At 57.2% G+C, this 20,542-nt stretch carries 16 protein-coding genes and 3 pseudogenes; 3 read left to right on the forward strand and 16 right to left on the reverse strand.

Annotation, left to right across the window (positions count from 1 at the left end):
- Nucleotides 1–112 precede the first annotated feature (112 nt).
- The 14 genes and pseudogenes from I8E17_RS33350 to I8E17_RS33415 form a co-directional block, all read right to left on the reverse strand.
- Nucleotides 113–721, reverse strand: coding sequence for an ANTAR domain-containing response regulator (locus I8E17_RS33350; RefSeq protein WP_006313570.1), 609 nt, complete (start codon nucleotides 719–721; stop codon nucleotides 113–115).
- Nucleotides 722–733: 12 nt separating this feature from the next.
- Nucleotides 734–1,885: a transporter substrate-binding domain-containing protein gene (locus tag I8E17_RS33355; RefSeq protein WP_209159976.1), complete on the reverse strand. Its 1,152-nt coding sequence runs from the start codon at nucleotides 1,883–1,885 to the stop codon at nucleotides 734–736.
- A gap of 359 nt (nucleotides 1,886–2,244) precedes the next feature.
- Nucleotides 2,245–3,051 (reverse strand): ethanolamine ammonia-lyase subunit EutC, encoded by an 807-nt coding sequence (gene eutC, locus I8E17_RS33360; protein ID WP_219256734.1) that lies wholly within the window; start codon nucleotides 3,049–3,051, stop codon nucleotides 2,245–2,247.
- A 1-nt stretch (nucleotide 3,052) separates the two neighbouring features.
- Nucleotides 3,053–4,445 (reverse strand): annotated as a pseudogene (locus I8E17_RS33365) (ethanolamine ammonia-lyase subunit EutB).
- A 9-nt stretch (nucleotides 4,446–4,454) separates the two neighbouring features.
- Entirely contained in the window at nucleotides 4,455–5,243 is a 789-nt protein-coding gene (gene hisN, locus I8E17_RS33370; protein WP_209160002.1) for a histidinol-phosphatase, read from the reverse strand.
- Complete coding sequence (locus tag I8E17_RS33375; RefSeq protein WP_219256735.1) at nucleotides 5,243–6,178, reverse strand: choline/ethanolamine kinase family protein; 936 nt, start codon at nucleotides 6,176–6,178, stop codon at nucleotides 5,243–5,245. The genes hisN and I8E17_RS33375 overlap by 1 nt, the downstream gene beginning before the upstream one ends.
- 47 nt (nucleotides 6,179–6,225) lie before the next feature.
- On the reverse strand, nucleotides 6,226–7,191 hold the full coding sequence (locus tag I8E17_RS33380) for a phosphotransferase (RefSeq protein ID WP_229002293.1): 966 nt from the start codon (nucleotides 7,189–7,191) through the stop codon (nucleotides 6,226–6,228).
- Entirely contained in the window at nucleotides 7,188–8,477 is a 1,290-nt protein-coding gene (locus I8E17_RS33385; protein WP_219256736.1) for a Zn-dependent hydrolase, read from the reverse strand. The genes I8E17_RS33380 and I8E17_RS33385 overlap by 4 nt, the downstream gene beginning before the upstream one ends.
- A complete protein-coding gene (locus tag I8E17_RS33390) occupies nucleotides 8,470–9,231 on the reverse strand; it encodes a DeoR/GlpR family DNA-binding transcription regulator (RefSeq protein ID WP_219256737.1) in 762 nt (253 codons plus the stop codon). Before I8E17_RS33390 ends, I8E17_RS33385 begins: the two co-directional genes overlap by 8 nt.
- A 58-nt stretch (nucleotides 9,232–9,289) precedes the next feature.
- Nucleotides 9,290–11,125, reverse strand: a complete 1,836-nt coding sequence (locus I8E17_RS33395; protein WP_219256738.1) for an ABC transporter ATP-binding protein — start codon at nucleotides 11,123–11,125, stop codon at nucleotides 9,290–9,292.
- Nucleotides 11,125–12,042 carry an ABC transporter permease gene (locus I8E17_RS33400; protein WP_219256739.1) on the reverse strand — a complete coding sequence of 306 codons (918 nt, stop codon included), beginning with the start codon at nucleotides 12,040–12,042 and terminating at the stop codon, nucleotides 11,125–11,127. Before I8E17_RS33400 ends, I8E17_RS33395 begins: the two co-directional genes overlap by 1 nt.
- The gene (locus tag I8E17_RS33405; protein WP_003516948.1) at nucleotides 12,042–13,022 is read right to left on the reverse strand and encodes an ABC transporter permease; all 981 of its coding nucleotides are present in this window, start codon (nucleotides 13,020–13,022) and stop codon (nucleotides 12,042–12,044) included. Before I8E17_RS33405 ends, I8E17_RS33400 begins: the two co-directional genes overlap by 1 nt.
- 71 nt (nucleotides 13,023–13,093) lie before the next feature.
- Entirely contained in the window at nucleotides 13,094–14,677 is a 1,584-nt protein-coding gene (locus I8E17_RS33410) for an ABC transporter substrate-binding protein (RefSeq protein ID WP_219256740.1), read from the reverse strand.
- 683 nt (nucleotides 14,678–15,360) lie between these two features.
- Nucleotides 15,361–15,653 (reverse strand): annotated as a pseudogene (locus I8E17_RS33415) (helix-turn-helix domain-containing protein); the annotation flags it as partial.
- Nucleotides 15,654–15,831: 178 nt separating this feature from the next.
- Between I8E17_RS33415 and I8E17_RS33420 the strand changes: the two are divergent.
- Nucleotides 15,832–16,059: pseudogene (locus tag I8E17_RS33420) on the forward strand (metalloregulator ArsR/SmtB family transcription factor); the annotation flags it as partial.
- 78 nt (nucleotides 16,060–16,137) lie between these two features.
- Here I8E17_RS33420 and I8E17_RS33425 read toward each other — a convergent pair.
- Nucleotides 16,138–16,353: a hypothetical protein gene (locus tag I8E17_RS33425; RefSeq protein ID WP_209160050.1), complete on the reverse strand. Its 216-nt coding sequence runs from the start codon at nucleotides 16,351–16,353 to the stop codon at nucleotides 16,138–16,140.
- 388 nt (nucleotides 16,354–16,741) lie between these two features.
- The gene (locus tag I8E17_RS33430) at nucleotides 16,742–17,668 is read right to left on the reverse strand and encodes a LysR family transcriptional regulator (RefSeq protein ID WP_209160008.1); all 927 of its coding nucleotides are present in this window, start codon (nucleotides 17,666–17,668) and stop codon (nucleotides 16,742–16,744) included.
- Nucleotides 17,669–17,881: 213 nt separating this feature from the next.
- On the opposite strand from I8E17_RS33430, the gene I8E17_RS33435 reads away from it, so the two are divergent.
- Together I8E17_RS33435 and I8E17_RS33440 are read left to right on the forward strand one after the other, a co-directional pair.
- Nucleotides 17,882–19,234 (forward strand): MATE family efflux transporter, encoded by a 1,353-nt coding sequence (locus I8E17_RS33435; RefSeq protein WP_229002294.1) that lies wholly within the window; start codon nucleotides 17,882–17,884, stop codon nucleotides 19,232–19,234.
- 243 nt (nucleotides 19,235–19,477) lie between these two features.
- Complete coding sequence (locus I8E17_RS33440; RefSeq protein WP_209160009.1) at nucleotides 19,478–20,506, forward strand: histidinol-phosphate transaminase; 1,029 nt, start codon at nucleotides 19,478–19,480, stop codon at nucleotides 20,504–20,506.
- The last annotated feature ends 36 nt before the right edge of the window (nucleotides 20,507–20,542 follow it).

Raw genomic sequence — 20,542 nt, forward strand, 5'->3', positions numbered from 1 at the left:
GCGGGCACCCTTGCCATCACCGCATCACGGCTTTTGCCGCGTGCAACAGCGACACATGGCTTCGCAAAAGGAAGGGATGTGCCGGAGGTGTTCATCTGGAACACACGAAAAACTAATCATGTTTTTGGGGAGGGCGCAAGAGCTGTTCGGCACTGATAATCGAATTGGCGATCTCATCGATCGGCACGCGCCGGGCCATAGCCTGCTCGCGCATTTCGCGATAGGCTTCATTCTCGCTGGTGCCGCGATTGGCCATCAGAATGGCTTTTGCCCGGGCGAGTTTCTGGTCGCCCAATACCTTGCGCTTGTATTTGCGCGCCTCTTTGACCAGCTTTTGCCGCTCGAGCCAGAGGCTGCGGGCGATGGCGAGATTGGTCAGCAGGCCGAAAGGTTTGATCGGTCTCTCGACAATGGCGAGAGCGCCGCTCTCCAGAACGATCTGCAACGTCGAGGGGTTTTCGTAACCGACGATGGCGAGCATGGTCGGAGCGGGATTGGGGAGGCACTTCAGCAGGCGTTCGATTTCCGGTCGCGCCTCGTCTTCCATGGCAAGAAAGACGACATCCGTGCCGTGTGGCAACTCGGCAGGGACCGGCCAGAGGCAACTGACCGTACAACCGATACGGCGCAGGTGATCGACGAGAAACTCTCCTTCGGATGTCCGGGGATGAATCACCAGAACCTTGAGGTCCCGCAAATCTCTGAGAAGGGCGAAAGACATCGTCGCTCCTTCTCAGACCTGAACACGATGTGGGAACGGCTGTGTCAGGTCCGGGCGATATTCTCGCATGAACGGATCTGGCGCCACGCGCAGCGACGGGTCATGGACGATGTTATAGCTGCCTTGCGCATTTACTTTTGCAACCCTTGGCCACAGATGGGTGTGGTTCGTCAGCCGGTCTATCTTCACAGCGCCCTGCGGAGCGTCGTACTCGACCTCGTAAAGGGCTGGAAGAAGCTGCTCCAGCCCATCGCCACCGGCCCGCTGCAAAGCTCCCGCATAGAGATAGACCTGGAAATAGGCCGCTTCGGCCGGCGCCGTCGGCAGCATCTGCTGGCCGTATCGCTGTTGGTAAGCCAAGACGAAGGCACGCGCGCGAGGCGTATCCAGGGAGGCGAAAAAGGGCGCAGCCGTGATATGTCCTTCGGCCACCTCCGGCCGCATGCGGATCACGTCGGCCTCGCTTGTCGATTGACTGGCGATGGGCATCGTCGCCGCATCAAACCCTGCCTCCTTGAACGCCGTGTAGAAGGGAATGATACCGTCGCCGACGATCGTTGAATAGATGACATCCGGTTTCGCCGCTCGAATGTGCCGGATGATTTTGGCGACGTCTTCGGGCTTTAGGTTGAGAGGAACATATATTTCGTCCAGCACCTGACCGCCCAGCTGAAGAAAGAGATCGCTGATCGTCCGGTTGGATTCGTAAGGGTAGACGTAGTTCGAACCCACAAGGAAAACCCGCTTTCCATAATGCTTTGTGAGGAAGTCGACCAGCTGCACGGAGTTTTGGTTGGGTGCGGCCCCGGTGTAGATACAGTGCCGAGAGTATTCAAACCCCTCATACAGTGTCGGATAGAATAGCAGGGCCTCTCGAGCTTCGATGACGGGCAGTACGGCTTTGCGGGTGCTAGACATATGGCAACCGAAAACGACCCGGACCCGATCCTCGTCGCAAAGCTTGACCGCAAGTTCCTTATAGAAATTGGGCGTCGATTTAGGGTCATAGGCGACAGGCTCGATCATCCGGCCGAGGACGCCGCCAGCCGCATTGATTTCGTCAATCGCCAGCAAGGTCGCGAACCTCTGGGTTTTTTCGACGGCTCCGGTCACACCCGTCTCGGAGAACAGCACACCGACCCGCCAGCTTTCTGAATGCATCATCGCCCACCAAAAAATAAAAAAGCTCCCGCCCGTTTCCGGTCGAGAGCTACCCTGCTCATGGAATATTAGCGGCCCGTTGAAGCCTGCAAAATGATGATGTCAGTTTCCTTGTCCGGTGGCAACATGGAGGAGAGCCGAAAACACTCGAAAATGTAAAATCATGAGATCAAAATTCCTCCACGTTTTCGCCTGAGCATCGAGAATACGCACACCCTCCTTGCTCCAGCGAGCGATGTCTAACTTCCCTTCATCAGCCTCTCCGCACTCAACACGACGCAGCCGACTGGACTTTCGACGACAGGCCGCAATCCTTCCAAAGCAGATGCGCCACGTTCCGAGGGTTTCGCACCCCAAAAACTTCAAATTGTCAGTAGGTCTTTAGCTGGAAGCGAATTGTCATGTCTTTCGAGAAACTCCACCATGGCAGCCTTGAGCGCCACGCCACTGACGCGGGTCCTCATCATATCCCTGGTCAGCGTCGCAATGATCTCGGCAGCTTCGCAGACCGGCAGACCACCATCCCTGATATTGGAGACACAATTTCGGCTGGAATCCAGGTTTCCCGACTTGGGACCGTAAGTGATATAAGCACCGAGGCTGTCGGCAGCTGAAAGTCCCGGACGTTCGCCGACAAGCACGATCGTCAGTTTTGCACCTAGTGCCTCACCGGCAGGATCGCCGAGCGCGACGCGCGCCTGGCACGCCAGCACAATTGGTGCAGCCGTCAGGTTCAGGATAGCGAGCTTCGAAACAAGCGCCTCGATCAACGGCACGGCATTGAGATCGATCGCGTGGGACGACAGGCCGTCCGCGACGATAATTGCGACATCATAGCCATTGATCGTTCTCTCATGTTTCAGCCGTTTTTCGGATTCCGCCGCAAGCCGCCGGCCAAGATCCGGCCGCCGCACATAGGTGCTGCGGTCACTTGCCATGCTATCGACATTGACAGCCGGAAGGCCGAGACGATCGAGCCTCTCTGCCAGCGAGGGCCGGTCGACGCTCGTCCAGACCGCTTCGCGTGCCCGCGCGTGGTCCAGAAGGAAGGCAAGTTGAGCGCGTGTCGGAAGACCCGCGCCATGACGGCCGAGCGAAACACGCGCATCGGTCATATCCTTGATAGTGAGGTTTTTTCCGGCAGCAGTGGGTTCTCGCACCTTTTCCATGTCAGGCTCCGATCAATGCGCTGTTGCGGACATAATGGGAAAGCGCGGCAGGCTCGCCGACCAGCGCGCCATCTGGATCGGTCAGGCCGATTTCGAAAAGCCATTTCTCGAACTCTGGTGCGGGTGGCCGCTTCAGCGTCTCGCGGCAATAGACGGCATCGTGATGCGATAGCGACTGGTAGTTCAGCATGATATCGTCGGCGCCGGGAACGGTGATGACGAAATTGACACTGGCTGCGCAGAGGAGCGTCAACAGCGTATCCATATCTTCCTGATCAGCATCGGCATGGTTGGTGTAGCAGACGTCGACGCCCATCGGCAGGCCAAGGAGCTTGCCGCAGAAATGATCCTCGATGCCGGCACGGATGATCTGCTTGCCGTTGAACAAGTATTCCGGCCCGATGAAACCGACGACCGTATTGACGAGCAGTGGATCGAACTCGCGCGCCACGGCATAGGCACGTGCCTCCATCGTCTGCTGGTCGACGCCAAAATGCGCATCGGCCGAAAGCGCCGCGCCCTGCCCAGTCTCGAAATACATGACGTTTGCGCCCGGCCCGCCACGACCCAGCGACCGCCCCGCCTCGTGCGCCTCCTTCAGAAGCGCCAGATCGACGCCGAAGCCGCGATTGGCTTTTTCCGATCCCGCCACCGACTGGAAGACGAGATCGACCGGCGCACCCCGTTCGATTGCCTGGATCGCCGTCGTTACATGGCCAAGGCAACATGTCTGCGTCGGGATCGCAAGCTTTTCCCGCAATTCGTCGAGCAAGGAAACAATGCGGATATAGTCATCTGTCGCATCGGTCGCGGGATTGACGCCAATCACGGCATCTCCCGACCCCATCAGCAGCCCGTCGATGGCAGACGCTATGATGCCGCGGCTGTCATCCGTCGGGTGGTTGGGCTGGTTGCGGGTGGAAAGCCGCCCGGCGAGCCCGATCGTGTTGCGGAATCGCGTCACGACACGTCGCTTGGCAGAAACAGCTATCATGTCCTGCAGGCGCATGGATCTTCGACACGGCCGCGATCATTTCCGGTGTCAGTCCGAAGGTCACCGCCTCCAGCCGCTCGTGCGTCGTCTCGGGCCTGAGCAGCCATTCGCGCAATTCACCGACAGTAAGCGAGGAAACTGCGGAAAAGGCTGCCGGATCGTGCCGTTGCGCGATCAGTCGGGAAACCTCGTCATCCTCCGACGAAATGAGCTCCTCGCCGAGAAATGCTTTCAAGGGGAGATCGGCCAGCGCCATCTGGGCTGCCAAGCGCTCGACCGGGCCTTGCGCCGCAATACCGGCCAGCTGGTCGCCGGAGCGCTCCGGGGTTGCTTTCGCCAGCAGCATTTTCAGGTCATCAAAGCGGAAGACAGTCTGCTCGATTGTCGTAGTATAGGGCATTTGTTCACGTCACCGGTTGAGGAGGGCCAGGGCTTCGTCATGAAGTCTCGGGGTAGCCGACGCCAGAACCCGTCCGTCGGAATGGATCGAAAGCGCATTGCCTCGCCAGTCCGTAATGCATCCGCCGGCACCCGTCACAACGGGCACGAGAGCCATGTAGTCGTAAGGTTGAAGTCCCGTCTCGAGAGCGATGTCGCAATGGCCGGAAGCGATCAGACCATAGATGTAGCAGTCTCCACCGAAACGCCGCAGCCTGGCTTTGCGGGAGAGACGCTCGAAGCTCTCGGCTTCGCTGTCCACGAACATGTCCGGCGAAGTCGTATAAAAACGGGCGCTGGAGAGGTTCTCGCAGCCGCTGGCGTGGGCCGGCTTGCCAGCAAAGAGTGTCTCTCCCGGCCGGCCCTGCCAGCGTTCGCCGGTGGCCGGAATATCGATCAGACCACAGAATGGCTTTTCCTGAAATGTCAGTGAGACAAGCGTACCAAACAGCGGGAAACCGGTGATGAAGCTCTTGGTGCCGTCGATCGGGTCCAGCACCCATGTAAAGGCGTTACCTTCCTTTACGCCGAACTCCTCACCATGGATGCCGTGATCGGGAAAGCGCGCCTCGATCATCTCGCGGAGATGTTTTTCGATCGTCCGGTCGGCGATTGTCACCGGGCTATCGTCGAGTTTTGAGATCACGTCGAGCGGGGTCCGGAAATAGGAGAGCGCCAGCGGACGCGCGGCGTCGGCGAGTTCCGCGGCGAAGGTGATATAGGTCGCAGCTTCTTGCGGGCTGATATCGGTGACGGGCATCAAAGGGCTTTCAAAAACAGGGGCCAACGGGGATCGTGGATGATCGAGCGGGCGCGCATATGCTTCCAGATTCCGTACTTGTAAAAGTCGAAATCGAGGGTCGATATCCGGTTTTGTACCATCGCCCAGGTGCTCCACTTGATGTCGGCGAGTGCCTTGTGGACGATGAAGCGAGCGTGATGCGCCTTGTCGTAACGACCGAAATACTCCTCGATTATCTCGCAGTCGGTCGCCTCGGAATAGAACATCTCGCCACTCCAGATCGCGAGATCGTAGAGCCTCTCATTGTTCGACGCATATTCGAAATCGATCAGCTTAATCGACTTGTCGTCACCGATCAGGAAATTGCCCGGCATCGGGTCGTTGAAACAGGGCACCAGATCGAGCCCGGATGCCTCAAGCGCGGCGCGCGCCTGTCTGTAATTGCGGAAGAGCCAGTCGTGGTCGAGCGGCCAGTGGCCGTCAAGCTGACGCACTTGGTCGAAATGTTCCTCGATCATGTCGAAGACGGTTTTTGTCAGCGGCAGGGCAGGGGCATCGTGAAACTGCCGGTAGACGCGTACCGCTTCGTTGCGGATCGCCGGGTCTGCAAAATCCCTATGTGTCGAGGCGCGGCGACCATCGATGAACTCGGCGATTTCGATGTCGAGGTGATCGAGATAGTCGAATGTCTTCGGGCCGATTCCGATGACTTCTGCCTGCTTGCTGGCGGCAGCGGCGGCCTTGCGATCGATGAACATCTCGGTGCCTCGGCCGGGAATCTTTAGAAAATACCCGCGCTCTTCGCCTTCGACCTCAATGCGGAAATTGGTGTTGCTGATTCCGCCGGAAACCGGACTGTAGCGCAGCCGCCGTCCTTCCCAAGGTGGCACCTGGATGATTGCAGCCTCAACTGCCCGTTCGGCATCGGATCGTGCCATTCCCAGTTCATTCATAGGCTTGTTCCCGTTATTGTTTCTAGCCCGTTGTCGTTATCGTATGCCTAGAGCGCTCTCAGCCTGGCCTCGAAATCCGGCTGGCCGAGCAGCATTCGGCAACGCAGGAACCGCCAGCCGGCATATTTCAGGAATTCGACACCCCGCGGCGGCGAACGAAGCTCCAGTACGAGGCTGCGCAACGCCCAGTAGAGGTCGTCTGCCGCCGCATAGACACGGCAGCGGTTGAAGGTTCTTTCGCTGAAACCTCCATCGTGCATTTCCAGCAAGGGCCTCATCTGGCTTTCGAACTGGTAGAGTTCGTTCATCTGGACGCCGAGCTGATAGTAGGGGTCAATGTCGGCAGCCATGTCGAAGTCCACGAGCTGCATTTTCCCGTCTGGGCCTAGCATGACATTCGAAGCCTGCGGATCACCATGGGCCGGTTTCAGGTCCACGCCGGCCGCTGAAACTGCCTCGCGGATCGGCGTCATCCAGGAGAGCATCCATTCGACATCGCCGGGCAGGCTGGTGTCACCGGCACTCACGATCGCCCAGAGCTGATCGATGCCGTCGAAGACTGACCATGTTCGGCCGGTGGAAACACTCCCTGCGATCGTCGTCTGCATCTCGATCAGGCGGGCAACAGTTTTCGGCTGCATCAGATCGTCGATCCTTGCCGCTCGCCAGCCGTCGCCAAGTCGGGCAAACAGCATGCTGGCCGTTCCGGCATCGTAACCAATCGGCTCAGGCGAAAGACCAAGGCTGTGAAAACGGTGTGCTGCAGCATTTGCGGTCTCAGCATCCACGAGATCGGTTACCTCATCGGCACCGAGACGCAGGAAATAACGTGCCTCCCCGTCTGTCGGCGCGACCACGAAACCGCAGGATTCGACGGCATGATAGGACGGCGATGCGACAGCTGCCGTCCCCGGCGCATAGGAAGGGGTGTCGCCAATCACTGCGGAAAAGACTGAAAGCGCCTTCTCCGCGCGGGCTTCCATCGGTGATTGAGGAGAGCCCGATCTCTTCATTCGGCAGCCTCGCTGAGTTCGACAACTTTCAAACCTTCGCAGGCGATCTTGTAAAGCATGTCCGCCACTATCTGCGTGCCAAGGGCCTGGTCTTCAGGCGAGGTATACTCGGTGGGGTGGTGGATAACGCCGTCACGGCTCTGAACCGCCAGTACCACCGCCGGGCAGACATCGGAGACGGCAACGGCATCATGGCCTCCGATCGTATCGAGGTGACGGGCGCTCTGGCCGAGATGCGCCGCAGCACTTTGCGCAAGCGTCACCAGGCCCGGCGCGAACCTTCCTGCCTTGCGGCGGTCGATAGAGCGGACTTCCGAGGTGACGCCGGCTCTCATCGCCGCTTCCTCGATCCTGATCTTCATCTTGCGTTCCGCCTCCGTCAGGACGTCTGGCGATCCCGAGCGCAGCTCGATGAACAGCACGGCTTCGGCCGGCACGACATTGGGTGAATTGGGGAAGACTTCCAGGCGGCCAACCGACGTATGCAGGTCCAGCCCGTGTTCGGTCGATATCTGCTTGAGATCGGCGATCAGATAGGCAGCAGCAAGCAGCGCATCCTTGCGATCTGCCATCGGGGTTGCGCCGGTATGTGCCTGGCGTCCATGGAAGGCGAGGCGATATTTTGTCGCGCCCCAGAACCGCGTGAAGATACCGAACCGCTCCCCGGCGCGGCTGAGCGTCGTGTCACCTTCTATATGCAGCTCGATCAATGCGTCGGGAATTTCCACCTTTTCCTTGCCAGCATAACCGATCTCGTCCAGCGACTGGCGCACCGTAATGCCGTCACCGTCGGCCCGTTCCAGCGCCCATTCCAGGTCAATGGCGCCGGTAAACACGCTGCTGCCGAGCAGGCTCGGCTGGAAACGGGCGCCTTCCTCGTTGGTCCAGTTGACGATCTGGAAGTTGCAGGCGGACAACCTGCCTTCCGCCTTGAGACGTTCGCTGACGGATAAAACCGCCTCGCAGGCGGCGACGACGCCAAGCGCTCCGTCGAAACGACCGCCGTTCGGCTGGCTGTCGATATGGGAACCGACCATGATGACGGGCGCATTTGCGCCCGCCAAGGTCATCTTGCCGAACTGGTTGCCGATCGCGTCTACGGCCTGCTCGAAGCCGTTTTCGGCAAACCAGTGCCCCAGCCAGTCGCGTGCCATTCCGTCTTCCCTGGAAAGCGTCAGGCGGGTCATCGAGCCATCGGGGCCGCCGCCAAAAGTGGAGAGGGTCTCCATCAGCATCTGGAGCCGCGCGGCATTGATCGGGGCAGGGGAGGAGGAGACATCAGGCATGTATGATTTCCACTTTGGATTGATTGAATTGATCTTCAAATTCCCGCGCGATGACGCCGCTGGTCACCACCGCGTCGATTTCGCTGAGGCCGAATGTGTGGATGGAGCCGAGGCGACCAAACTTGGAACTGTCGGCAACAATGATCGAACGTTTTGCCTGGGCCTTGGCGACGCGGCGCAGGATCGCCTCGTCCTCGCCGAAATCCATGAACCCGCGTTCGGCGTGAATGGCGCTGATGGCGATAATCGCGAGATCGAAGAAATGCTCCTTCAGCGCGGCCACGGTCTCATGGCCGTAGGTCGCCTGATAATCCGGGCGCATGCGACCGCCAAGAACCCGCACACTTGCCTGCGGCAGATTGAAGAAGTGGGCTGCGACCGCCAGCGAATTGCTGACAACAGTCAAGTCCTTGCGCGTCTCGATATGTTTCAGGCAGGCAATCGTTGTAGTGCCGGTATCGATGAACACCTTCATGCCGTCCTCGACCAGCGACGCTGCGGCCTCGCCGATCTTGGCTTTCTCGCGTGAGCTGACGCGCAGTCGGTCGGTAAACGGCTGATCGCTTTCCTGCTGGTCAAGGACCGCGCCGCCATAGACGCGGCGGGCATAACCGCGCATCTCAAGTTCCTTAAGGTCGCGCCGGATGGACTCCTGGCTGACCTGCAGATAATCGGCAAGCTCCCTCACATTGACGCGCTGGGTTTGCTTCAGCATGTCGAGGATAAGCTTGAGGCGATGTTCGGTGAAACTCATGAATGCACCCTGGATTCTAGTGATCGTCGCGGCCCCGTCTGTGGCGCCGCAACCATGGTCAGGCTAAAGCCATTTGACGGGTTGCGTCATCGAGAGCCAATGGCTGGATGAGATGACAGGCGGCGAAATCCTGGCTGCCACGCGCGGTAAGCGCAGGCTGCAGGCTGCCGCATCTCTCCATCGCACGCGGACAGCGCGACTTGAAGCTGCAACCTGGAGGAATATCGATCGGGCTTGGCGGTTCACCTTCCAGAAGGCAGTCTTCCGCCTTGTAGCGGCGTTCTTCAAGTGTCGGCATCGCGCTGAGCAACGCCATTGTGTACGGATGTCCGGGATCGAAGAACAACCGCTCGTTATCAGCCAGTTCGAAGACCTCGCCGAGATACATCACCGCCACCCGGTTGCAGACCTTGCGGACCATCGCAAGGTCGTGGGAGATGAAGATGTAAGTGAGGTCGTATTCCTTCTGCAGCTTCTGGAAAAGATCGAGAAGCTTGAACTGTTCTGTCTGGTCCAGGGCAGAAAGCGTTTCGTCCATGATCAGGATTTCAGGCTCCAGAACCAGCGCACGGGCAACGTTGATGCGCTGGCGCTGGCCGGCACTCAGGCCGATCGGCAATTCCTCGTAGAGATCGGCGGAGAGGCCGACTTCGCCCATGACCTTGAGCACCCGCTCACGAATTTTGGCACTGTCCTTCCATCCGTGCGTGCGAAGCGGGCCCTCCAGCATCTTCCCGACCGATGTGCGTGGCGGCAGGGAGCCGAACGGATCCTGCAGTACCATTTGCAGCTTCTTGCGGAAGGTCAGAAGGTCTTTGCCACCGAGCATGGCGATATCGTCGGCACCGCACAGAACCTGGCCGGAGCTCGGCAGTTCCAGCCTGCTCAGAAGCCGCATCAGCGTCGACTTGCCACAACCGGATTCACCGACGATCGCGAAACTGTCGCCGCGCCGGACATCGAATGTGACGTTGCGAACCGCACGCACATGGTTGAAGCCACCGAAGCCGGTCTTCTTCTTTACCCTGTAGACCTGTGAGGCATCGCGCAGGCTCAAGACAACGTCGCGTTTGTCGTTGAGACGCGGCATCTCGGTCTTTTCGATCCAGATCTTCGGCGTCTGTTCGACAAGCTCCTTCGTATAGGCATATGCAGGGGCGGCGATCAGCCTTTCGGTTTCCTGTTCCTCGACGATGCGACCTTTCTCCATCACCAAAATCCGGTTGCAGGCTTCGCGGGCAACGGGAAGGGAGGAGGAGACGAACAGCACAGCGGTATTGAAACCATCTGTCAGTTCCTTCATCAGACGGATGACCTGGGCTGCGACGGTAACGTCGAGCGGCTGGGTGACGTTATCTGCAATCAGCAGCGCCGGGTTCGTTACCAACGCATCAACGATCAGTGCGCGCTGCATCATGCCGCCGGAAAACTGCGAAGGGTAGTCGCTGAAACGGCTGCGGGCCGAGGGAATGCGGACGGCCTCCAGAAGCTCGATCGTGCGCTTTTCCGCCTCTTTCCGCGAGGTTCCTGGAACGACCGCACGCAGCTTCTCGACGATCTGGACGCCGACCGGCAGTGTCGGATCGAGTGCACCCATCGGATTGGCGCCGACATAGGCGACCCGGCGGCGCAGGGTACGCATCTCGTTCTCGGAGATGCCGTAAATATCCTTGCCTTCGAAGTGGACGCTGCCGGAACGCACGGAAAGCGGCGGTTCCAGCCAGTTGACGACTGCCTTGGACAGCACCGTCTTGCCGGCTCCGCTGGCCCCGACCACACCGACGATCTCTCGCGGCGCGAGGCTGAAGGAGATATTGTCCAGAATAATCTTCGCCTTGTCCGAGCGACCGGCATTAACGGTGAGGTTTTGCAGCTCAAGAAGCGGCTTGATCATCACTCGGACCCTCCGTGAATGGTGTTGCGGGCCCGTTCCAGCGAAGCGCCTATGAGATTGATGCTGGTTAAAGTGAGGCCTAGGAAAATGCCGGGCATGGTTGCGATCCACCAGGCGTTTAGAAGATACTTTCGGCCATCGGCAATGATATTGCCGAAGGTCGGCGTCGGCGGCTGGACACCCAGGCCGAGGAAGCCGAGTGTCGATTCAAAGATCATCATGCGCGCCACATCAAGCACCGAGGTGAAGATCACCGGCGGCAGGAGCAGCGGCAGAAGCAGGCTGACGATAATGCGGAAATCGGTCGAGCCCCCAAGTTTGGCAGCGCGCACATATTCCCGCTGCCTTTCCGTCATCACAATGCTGCGCATGATGCGCGCATAGACCGGCCAGCTTGAGAGACCAAGCACCAGGACGATGGCCGGAATTGTCGGGCGCGACACGCCAAGAACGGCGATCGCCAGAATGATCATCGGGATAGACAGCTGCGCATCGGTCAGACGCATGATCAGCATGTCGATACGACCGCCGAAGTAACCGGCGATCGTGCCGAGGGCACAGCCGATGACGAGTGTCACTGCAACCGATGCAATCCCGATCAGGAAGGAGTAACGCAGGCCGACAAGCGACCTCACCAGCATGTCGCGGCCAATCTGATCGGTGCCAAGCGGGTGGCCCCAGCTCCAGTTGTCGCCGAAGAAAAGTGGCGGCAGAAGGCGGGCCTTCACATCCATCTTGGTCGGGTCGACGCCACTGATTTCCGGATAAAGTGCGGCGGCAATCGCAAGCAGCAGGAAGATCGCAAGGCCAATGCGAAAACCGGGCGTCGATGCGGCGCGATCGAATATGCGGCGCGCAATCGAGCGGCTTGCCATTTTCGAAGTGATCGGGGTGTCGAGTGCGGATGTGATGGACATCAGTATTCAAGCCTCGGATCGATGGTTGTTGCGACGAGATCGACGACAATGTTGATCAGTACAAAGATGGCGCTCGTGACGATCGCGATACCCTGGATCAACGGAAAGTCGCGCTGCAGCACGGCATTGATGGTCAGAAGGCCGAGCCCGGGATAATCGAAGATATATTCGACGATGATGACCCCGCCGAGCAGGCTGGAGAATTGCACACCGAGCAGGTTGAGAAGCGGCACCGAGGCGTTGCGCAGGGCATGGTTGGAGATGATCCGCGAACGGCTCAGGCCACGTACGCGTCCGACTGCCACATAGGGCTCCATCATCTGGCTGGATACGGAACTGACCAGCGTGCGGATCAGCACCGGAGACAATTCGACCGCCAGCACGATTGCCGGCAGGATTGTGTAGGCAAAGCCCTGATAGCCAATGGCAGGAAGCCATCCGAGCTTCACCGAGAAAAGCAATGCCAGAACGATGCCGAGCCAGAAATTTGGCAGCGAGATGAATATCGATGAAATGTAGAAGGCAAGCTTGTCTGGCCATCTGCCGATCGAAAGCCCGCCCGCAATGCCGATGATTGCCGAGAAGATCAGTGCAATCACCAGCGTCACGGCCGCCAGTTGAAGCGTCATTGGAAGTGCATCGAAAATCAGGTCGAAGACCTTTGCTCGTTCGCCGCGAGTTGAGTCGTTGAATGTCGCGCCACCGGTCGAGGCGCCGTTTGCCGGGCGCACGAAGGACTGGCCAAGATCGCCACGAACCACACCGCCCATGTAGCGACCGAATTGCACCAGTATGGGATCGCGAAGGCCCATGTCGGTTGCGATCTTTTCGATCAGTGCTTCGGGCGCCATGCCGCCCGCCATGAGGCGTACCGGGTCACCCGGCACCACCCGCAAGAGGGTAAAGATCAGCAAGGACACAAGGAATATGATGATGGCGCCCTGCATGAGGCGTCGCATCAGGAAGTTCACGGCAAACATTCAGTCACTCCGCTCGAGAAGTCACGGGCATGTCCACACGCCGCCTGATCGCGGCGTGTGGCTGATCACGGTCAGGCAGCAGGTTTGGCGGCGTCGATCGACCCGTCGGGATAGATGTACATGCCCTCAAAGTCCTTCTGCATTGCGTGGATCATCACGGATGTGAACAGCGAGAGTGCCGGCATCTTGGCGGTGATGAGAGGCATGGTCTCTTCCTGAAGGATCTTCTTGCGCTCTTCCAGAGTCGGTGCCGAACGTTCCTTGTCGAGGCTGGCATCGATCTCCTTGTCCTCGATGCCGCAGATGCGGTGCGAGGTGGAATGGAAATGGGTGCGCAGCACCAGATCCGGTTCCGGAGACGCTGTCGACCAGCCGCAATCGACCATATGGCCCGGGCCGCCGCCGGGGCGATGGTACAGTTGCTCGTTCCAGGCCGCAGGTTCAAGCACGGTCAGGCTGACGTTGAATCCCTGCTCCTGCAGCATGGCGGTCAGCATCTCGCCATATTCCTTGGTCTTCGGATAGAAGCCGACGGACGTGATGTATTCAAGTGGCGGCAGGCCTTTGCCGTTTGGGAAACCGGCTTCGGCGAGCAAGGCTTGAGCCTTTTCCGGGTCGAATTTCGGGTAGTTCGCCAGATCGACATAGCCAAATTTGACCGGCGAGACGAAGTTCGACGAGGCATGGCCGGCCGAGCCCATCAGTTCCATAATCATGTCGCGATCGATCGAATGGCATGCGGCAAGACGGATACGCGGATCGTCGAAAGGCGGTTTCGAGCAGCGGAACCACAGATACTTGTTCTCGACCGAAACGACCTTGTTGATGAAAATCGCGGGATTGTCCTTGATCGTGTCAACCTGTTCAGGCTCAAGACGTTCAACGATCGAAGCCTGGCCGTTCATCAGCGACAACATACGGGTGGTGGAGTCGCCTGTGAAAGTGAAGTTGATGCCGGGGATGACCGGCTTGCCCTTGAAGTAGCCGTCATAGGCCTGCATCACGGTGTCGTTGCCGCGCTGTTCGACGAATTTAAATGGACCGGTGCCGTTGAGCCGCTGGGAGAGCGGGCCGCCGGGGCCGCCGGCGACGTCCTTGGCCGACATGATCGGCAGGAAGGATGCAAGAAAGATGAAGAGATGGGCCGGATAGCCGCCCTTGGATGTGTCGACGATGACGGTGTAATCGTCAGGTGTTTCGATCGTCAGAGTCTCGGTCGGGCCGGGATACCACTGCGCCGGACGATCTGCCCTGGAGCCGTATTCGAAGGTTGCCTTGACGTCTTCTGCCTTGAACGGCTTGCCGTCATGGAAGACGATGCCTTCTCGCAGCTTGATCTGTAGCCGGTGGGGGTCAAGCAGCTTGATGTCGGTGGCCAGTTCGTAGACGACCGCGCCGGGATCATCGAGTTTCATCGGCGTGCGGGTAAGAAAGCCCATGACGAAACCTTCGATATTCTTCTGAGAAAGTGTCGTATGAGCGGTCGGGTCCCAGTTGCCGGTGATGTTTTCAGCCGACAGGAAGGTCATGGTCTTGCCGGCCTGCGCGAAGGCCGGCGAGATGAAGAAGTCAGGATTGATCTGCATATAGCCAGCGACGGCGGCTGCGCCCGCGGATCCTTGCAGGAAGCGACGACGACTGAATTCTGAACCCATCGAGTTCCCCTTTTCTATTTTGAATAAACCGTCAAATCAGTCAAAACGGTCAAATCAGTCACAAGCAAACGGCGTGCCAATTCAATTTTCAGACGGATATCGCGCTTTTGGGTCGGCGAAACTTGTGGGATTTGACCATTTATTGGTCGAATGAGAAAGAATTAAGCGGCCAACGAGATCGCTAAAATCACGGGGTTATTTCTGCCGTTGAAGCGGCGGACTGCTGATCGTTGTCAGGATGTGACCGAGAATAATGGCGGCGGTGACTGCAAGTGCCTCAGGATTGAAATTGCTACGAGAGTTCAACTGAATATTTCGGTTGCTCTTCTTTGTGTGCTTTCTGGAGAGCGGCACCTCCGTCCTCGATCCCACAGACCCGCCTGATCGATGCGGTCATTCAGGATCTGTGGGCGCCTCCGGTAAATGATCCGCTGATCAAATAGTCGCTAGCCGTCTTTTAAGCGACCGGTGCTTGGTGCTGCCTGTCTCTTCAGAACAACCGACCCTACCAGGATTTGAAGGAAGTTTTGCGGCTCAGGCCAGGACCGCGAAACGCAATTCTTTGGAGCTGCAGTCCACCTCGGAAAATCCGGTGTCGTGCATCCATTTCAACTGGTTTTAGATAGGAGAGCAACGATCGTGGGACATTCGTTCGAGCGCTTTGGCGATTTCCGCTTCGGATACGCCCAGCCATGCATGATGCGTTCGATCACCGACTGTCGAACGTGAGAGAACCGCGCCAGCTTGCAGAGTTTCGCATGTTGATCACACGACATGTCGTGCGTAGTCACGCAGTAATAGCCGGTTAGATCGAGCACCACCTTGTCGACAAAAGTGTTGCGTTTGATCTCGCGAAAGATCGTCGAGCGATGCCAGCCGAGCTGCTCTGCGATCGCACCAACACTCAGCCGGCCGTTCGCCAGCAGGCGATTTTCCGACGTTCATCGAGATCGATGTGGGAGTAGGAGCGTTCCATTGCATCTTCCTTGTGACTGATAACCCATTGGTATCATTCGCAAGTCGCACTTCAAGCTTGAAGCCACCCCCTTACAGGGAGAACGAAGATGCGTCGATTGTCTGAACATGATAGCTCCCTCTATTTCCAGCGTTGCAGTCAGGTGCTCAGCGTCCTGTGAAACGCAAAAAGACAGGAGGCCGTGCTAACATTGTTCAAAGGCGAGCGGAGCGTGACGCAGTTGGCGCACCAGATCGATCTGTCGCAATCGGCGCTTTCGCAGCATCTTGCAAAAATGCGCGAGGCGGGTGTCGTGGAAACAAGACGCCACGGACTTGTTGTCTATTATCGCATCGCAATGCCGGGGGTCAGCGGGCTATTGGAAGAGGTCAAGCAACTCCTTGAAGCAAACCCTGAAAAAGGGTGATGCCTATGTGCGCGCAGGATACCTTCTTGCCTGCGCGCGACTCGTCCCCGATGCTTGCTGCCTCATTCATGACAAGGCTTAGCTGGCGGCAAGACACGCCGTAACGCGCCTTTCTTCATCGCGCAGGCGTGCCAAGTTCTCATCCAATTCGCTCAGCCTCATCATATGGGCGGTGATCTGCAATGAGATGATGTGCCGATCATCTATCGAGAAACGTTCCCACCTTTTGAGATTGTCGATGACCTCAATGAGGTCGAGACGTTCCTCTTCGAACTTTTCCAGATTCCAGATAATCACAGGCGGGCTCCCGGTTCGACTTTACCTGAAACGTAGCATGGGCGGATCGGTTCAAACCGTTAGCATTTAGCGTAAATTTTATCTAAACTTTGCGGCCTGCTGCGGCTTTCCTGGACACCGAGTTATGGTGCTTCCAATCAAACTTAAACTTCAGGGTCCGCTAAGGGTCGAACGCAGATAACTCTACCCGAGGCGCGCGAATGTCGCGTTACGGCCTTGCGCCACCTCAGCGGACAGTCCCGCTCGCGGCCCCATTCCAGGCGTTTAAATTGATTAGATACTTGAACTGCCTCATTTATCTGCCGGCATTCATCGAAAGCTATGGCGGGCCGACAGTTCGAATCTGTTCAAGAGCTATAGCAATTTGCTGGTGCGCCATCGGAGTTTAACGGGGTGTTTGATGCGCGTCCGCCGCCTTGGAAGCTGACTTATCGAGTTTCGAAATGGACGACCGGACAGCAGCGAGAAACTCTTCCGCAATGCCAGATGCTCTGAGCATCTTGGGCCTAACATACCAAATTTCTGAAAAGACTGTCGGCACGAATGGGCGATAGACTAAACCCGGTCTCCCGTAGCTTCCCGCCGTGAGTTCATCGACCAGAGAAACACCAGCGCCGTTGGCGACCAAGTCGCATGCAACGAGTGACATCGGCGTCTCCAGATTCAATTTGCGCGAAACCCCAGCGTCGAGGAACACCTGGTCCGCTTCAGTGACATCGCCGATATCTCCGATCCGCACAAACTGTTCGCCGTCGAGATCTTTTGGGCTGATATTCTGGCGATCGGCCAGTCTATGGCTCGACGGCATTACACAGACCTCTTGCACTCGCGTCAAAAGTTCACTGGAAACCTGAGGATGCGTGGCTCGATTGTGGGTAAAGCCGATATCGATCTGCCCCGCTATCGCCCACTCGTGGATGCGCTCGGAAGTTCTGGCGTGTACAGAGATGGAAACGCCCTTCTTCTTCTGAGAAAAAGAGGTGACGATCGATGGCAGGAAAGAACCGGCGACGCTCGGCATAGCAGCGATATTCAGGCGTCCAAATTTCAGCTGCCTTATATCGACAGCGGTGCGGTGAAGACGCTGTATTCCTTCCCAGGCGCGTTCAACCTCCGCGGCGTACACCTCACCTTCCCTCGTCAAGATTAGACGTCGCCGTGTTCGCTCAAACAATTCCAGGCCAACGCGACTTTCAAGCTGAGAAAGAAGCTTGCTTGCGGCCGGCTGTGTTATAGATAAGGCATCCGCTGCGGCGGTTAATGTCCCATGACGAACGATCAGCCGGAACAACTCGATTTGGCGGATCCGCAATTTCCCACCTCTTCTATAACCTTTTGGAATGTCAGAAAGGCCAATCTTGTATTGATTTCAGCCGACCTATGGCGAGTTATTAGTAGCTATCATGTTGTAGCCATAGCAGTCCTGAAATGAAAGTCATCGAAGGTCCCAAACTGACTCCGGAAGAGTGTGTGGCCTGGATGCCTGGCACAAGCGACTTGGCTGGCATTTGAAGGAGTGCGACGTATGATGTCCATTGAGACCGTTGACGGTTCTGATCGGCGCCCGTTCGAGGTTACCAACAGAGTTGTCCTTTCCATCGCGGCACCGATGACGGTCGCCTACCTCACCACGCCCCTCTTAGGTTTGGTCGACACCGCAGTCGTCGGGCAAATGGGAGATGTTGCGTTGTTAGGCGGACTGGCGGCTGGCGCGGTCATTTTTGATCTCGTGTTCACGAGCTTTAACTTTCTGCGTGCGGGAACGACAGGACTTATAGCTCAGGCCTACGGCGCAGGGAATCCAGCTGAGGAGCAGACGATATTCTGGCGGGCTTCTGCCCTGGCGATTTTATGCGGTTTAATCCTAGCGATCGCTTCTCCGCTCATTTCCCTCGTAGGGATGTGGTTTATCGGCGCATCTGAAGCTGTTAGTGCCGCGATGAGCACCTACATCAAAATCCGCCTGTTAGCCGCGCCTCTGTCGTTGTTGAATTACGTGATCCTCGGTTACCTGCTCGGGAAGGGAGAAGCACGGATCGCGCTTGGTCTTCAGGTTCTTATAAATGTGCTGAACATTACCCTCTCGGTGTGGTGGGGACTGTACCTGGACCTGGGGGTTGGTGGTGTGGCGTGGGCAGCGGTAGCTTCCGAAACCCTCGCCGCCGCTCTCGGTACCGGGATCGTCCTTAGTGGATTTCAGCGCTTCGCTAGTTTCTCTTTGAAAGAACTGGCAGAGCGTACGGCGGTCAAAAGGTTGATGGTTTTTAATAGAGATATCCTTATTAGAACGTTTGTGCTGATGGGAGCTTTCGCGCTATTCACAAGGCAAGGCGCGCATCTTGGAACTGTTGAGATCGCGGCAAATGCAATCCTGATGCATTTCTTGGTCATTGCCGGCTTTTTTCTGGATGGCTTTGCGGCGGCTGTGGAGCAGCTGTCAGGTCGGGCCGTCGGTGCGCGCTACCGGCCGGCTTTCGACAAAGCAATCAAACTCACGACACTTTGGGGAGCTGTTCTTGCCCTAATATTTTGCGCAGTCGCTCTCATTTGGGGTGGCTCTCTGATCGGAGTAATAACGACTTCAGAAGAGGTGAGGTCGGAAGCTATCAAATATCTTCCTTTGGCGGCTCTCACTGGTCTGACGGGGGTTCTTGCCTTCCAGATGGATGGAATCTACTTGGGGGCTACGTGGTCCGCAACGCTCCGGAATATGATGTTGCTGTCGTTTACTATTTACATTGCAGCACTTTTCATACTTGGGCACTTTTTCGCAAATTACGGCCTTTGGCTGGCACTGCACATTTTTCTGATATTGAGGGGCCTGACATTGACGATAGCCCTTCCGCGATTACGCAACGCCACCTTTGGTGCTTCCTAGATCCATATCGCTCGGTGATAGCTTCGGAGCTGTCGGAGCTACTACGTTCACCGAATTTTACGTCAGCGCGCGCCTACTTCACCAACGATTTTGATGACACAGGCCATCAGCGTGCCTCGGCATGATCACCGCGCGGAATAAACATAACCAATTGGAATGTCATTGCCGCCGATCATGTATTGATTGGCTCTCCTATTGGTAGACTATCCAAGCGCCTTACAATCCAACATGGAAGGGTGTTTGATGTCTGTATCTTACGACGCAGGACGAGTTGTGGAAGGCAGCGGGTGGATCGCCTTACACAAAAACGAAAATCATTTTATCTCCCCTACGTGGGCAGAACGCGCGCTTCGTGCAAGCGCAAACATCAGGTTCGACTGCTATCCTGACCCATTTTCCGCTACAATCAGAGAAGAGCTCGCGAAGCTTTATGGTGTCGACTCGTCTAATATTTACGTTGGCAACGGGTCGGACGGAGTCCTGGCAGACATACTCGCCTTGCTACGGCTCAGGTTTGAACGGGTAAATCTCCCCGATGTCGGCTATAAGGTTTACGACATTTTGGCAGCACGCTTTAACTATGGCGTCAGGCGGTACAGGAGTATCCTGAACGAGAAAGACACGAGCCTACTTGTGGGGCTTTCGGTCATAGACTCGCCTAACGCGATCACTGGAGCGACAGTTCCCGCGTCTGTCTACGAGAATATCGCTGGCGCATCTGCGAACTTCGTCATCTGGGACAATTGCTACGGTGACTTCGAAGACAGAAGATTACAGATCCCGGATGACATGTCGAATATGGCCATCGTTCGTAGTTTCTCCAAATATTATGGTCTTGCAGGTCTGCGGATTGGCTACTGCATCGGTAGTCCTGAGCTGGTTTCCAGCCTTAACCAGATTAAAGATGTGTACAATGTGAACGGCGTCGCCCAGGCCATGGCTATCCAGGCGCTGACCGATGCGAATGAGTTTGAAGCGTCCGCAGCTCGGATGCTGCACGTCCGTATGCAATTGCTAAACCTGCTTTCTCGCTACGGCTTCGACGTTGTTGAGCCGCACGGAAATTTTATCTTCACAAGTCACCCCAAGATCACCGGTACTTCCCTTCAGAAGCATTTCGAACACTTCAATGTTCTCGTTCGAAGGTTCGGCTATCCCGAGACAGAAAACTGGCTGCGCATCACCGTTCCCAGTGAAGCGCATATGGAACGCCTCGCAGAGGCGATCCAATCGTCAGCGGCGAATGCCGAGTGCGCTCAACTTTCCAGCTGAGATTAGCGGTTAATTCCCTGAACCTGCAATCAAACA

Source organism: Rhizobium sp. AB2/73 (genome assembly GCF_020871915.1).
GTDB classification, from domain to species: Bacteria; Pseudomonadota; Alphaproteobacteria; order Rhizobiales; family Rhizobiaceae; genus Rhizobium; species Rhizobium dioscoreae.